This window comes from Microcystis sp. M53603_WE2 (genome assembly GCF_030065435.1).
The window spans coordinates 1-2301 of sequence record NZ_JASJFF010000307.1; the positions used below are offsets into that span (position 1 = coordinate 1).

3 protein-coding genes are annotated in these 2301 nt (G+C 40.8%); 2 read left to right on the plus strand and 1 reads right to left on the minus strand.

The annotated features are described in order from the left end of the window. Nucleotides 1-329: 329 nt before the first annotated feature. Complete coding sequence (locus PX481_RS06650; RefSeq protein ID WP_002762959.1) at nt 330-1142, plus strand: PEP-CTERM sorting domain-containing protein; 813 nt, start codon at nt 330-332, stop codon at nt 1140-1142. 190 nt (nt 1143-1332) lie between these two features. Beyond that, complete coding sequence (locus tag PX481_RS06655) at nt 1333-1584, plus strand: hypothetical protein (RefSeq protein WP_288026089.1); 252 nt, start codon at nt 1333-1335, stop codon at nt 1582-1584. 104 nt (nt 1585-1688) lie between these two features. On the opposite strand, the gene PX481_RS06660 is transcribed toward PX481_RS06655, so the two are convergent. Beyond that, the coding region (locus PX481_RS06660) for a proton-conducting transporter transmembrane domain-containing protein (RefSeq protein ID WP_288094061.1) at nt 1689-2301 on the minus strand (613 nt) is incomplete at its 5' end.

The following is a 2301-nucleotide window of genomic DNA, read 5'->3' on the forward strand; positions in this document are numbered from 1 at the left end:
CCCATTCTCTACATAATCGATTACTTTTTTTCTCAAGTCTAGGCTATAAGACATTTTTCTGTATGGGTTGCTCGTTTCTCTTGATTTTACCTTATTTTTCCCTCGTCTCACACTTATTTGAAATGACTATAGCCTATACTCAACGGATTTAGTATCAGTCCCTAGTCGGGGAGAAGAATATAAAGAATTATTAAATTGTAGCTTTTAATACAGTTGTGGGGGGGGGAATGTGTATTGTTTTGTTGTCCGCCTTTGGCGTTGGATTCAAGTGTTGCTTGACTTAGCTGCGAGGGAGGGCGATCTCCGTAACAATTTAGATTGAGGATGATATGAACAAAGTTTATCGAACTTTAGCAATTGGTGGAGTTTCCTTTTCGCTTTTCACGCTATTAAATTTAGGCTCTACTAGAACAATTGCAGCATCACTTCAGGATTTTCCCGTTCCGCCAGAAGATATACCATCTTGGGTGGACCCTAAACTTATAGCTTTTGCTGAATATGACTACACACTTACTCCAGGAGGATTAGGACAACACACTAATTTGATAAAAGGTCCTGAATCCCTTTTTGATGAAACACAGAGTGGTATTTCTAGCTTAATAGGAGACTGGTCTTATACTCCAGGATCTGGTTGGGATGGAAGCTTCAACGGAGGTTTAGCGGATGAACAATCATTAACAATTGTATTCAACGTTGCTAACCTCAGAGTTCCAACAAACTCCAAAACACTAGAAGTCGCTTTCGATTTTAAGCAAAATTTGTTTGACTACATAATTGACTGTCAAGTAATGACCGATAACCCTAATGATAAAGTAGGCAAGTTGTGTGGAGTATTTGAAAAAAACCCCAAGCAATTAAAGTTTTTTGCAAGAATTACTCCGCAGCCAAACTTCGCCAAACTAATAGTAAAATTAACCAAACGTCCAATTCCTCCATTGAATGAAAATTTTTTGGGTATAAACCAAGATCAAGATTCAATCTCGTTTACTAAAACTATTCTTTTCGATCAATGTAAGCCTATTCCTGAACCCTCTACAGTCCTCAGCCTCCTCGCCCTTGGTACTCTCGGCGCAGCCTCAACCCTCAAGCGCAAACTAAAGCCATCCAAATCAGCCGAAAAAGAAACCACAAAAGTAAGCTAAATTGCTCATTAAAAATACAATGCCCCTTCAATTAGCCAGTTGAGGGGTGTTTATTTTTAGTCCATATTTCTATTCATTGATTTTTTTGATCCAATGGCAACTTTTACATCAATAGAGTCAAATTCAATGAGTATGGTGATTTTGTGCTACAATAGAGGTCTGTTAAAAGTAAAAAGAACAATCAATTACCATGAATAGCAAGACAGAAATCACTATTCAAGTTCCTTTAGAAATTGCTAGATATTACGCTAAAATTAAACCCAATGACCGAGCGAACATAGAAAACAAATTAACTGAAACTATTCAATTAGAATTAGAAAAATATCGTCAAAAAGCAGCGGCAAGATTATCACCAATTATGGATCAAGCTAGTGATGAAGCAGAAGCTAAAGGATTAACTCCAGATATTTTAGCGTCTATTTTAGAACCAATTGAGAGTTAATCACATTACTAAAAACGGATTAGCTGTAGGGCTAATTCATGAATTAGCCCTACAATAGGCGTTGTTATTCTGATCTGACAACGCCGATAAATCAACAGAGATTCTCAATTCGCTCGGGAAATGTGCGTCGCCAGGGCCGCCGATTGTAGGATGGGGGTAGTGGTGACGGAATCCGTCGCTAGGGTAAAGAGAGGATTGGAAAGGATACCGGCCAGGGAAGTCGCCACTAGGGAGAGGACAATACCCACCTGTAGGGGACGCATCCCGGTAAGAGTCCAATTGATAACGGGGTAATTTTTCACCGCATCGGACATCTCTTGGGGTTCCTTGACCACCATCATTTTGACCACACGGATATAGTAGTAAATCGAGGCCACACTGGTGACTAAACCAACGAGGACGAGGGCATAAAGTCCCGCTTGCCAACCGGCCCAGAATAGATAAATCTTACCAAAGAAGCCCGCTAGAGGTGGAATTCCCCCCAAAGAGAGCAGACAGATGCTTAAACAGAGGGTTAGGAGCGGATCTTTCTGGTAGAGTCCCGAATACTCAGCGATCTGATCGGTTCCGGTTCTCAGAGCAAAGAGAATCACACAGGCAAAAGCCCCTAGGTTCATGAACAGGTAAATTAACAGATAGAAAATCATGCTAGAGTAACCCGCGTCAGTACCGGCGGTTAAACCAATCATGACAAAACCCGCCTGACCGATCGAGGAA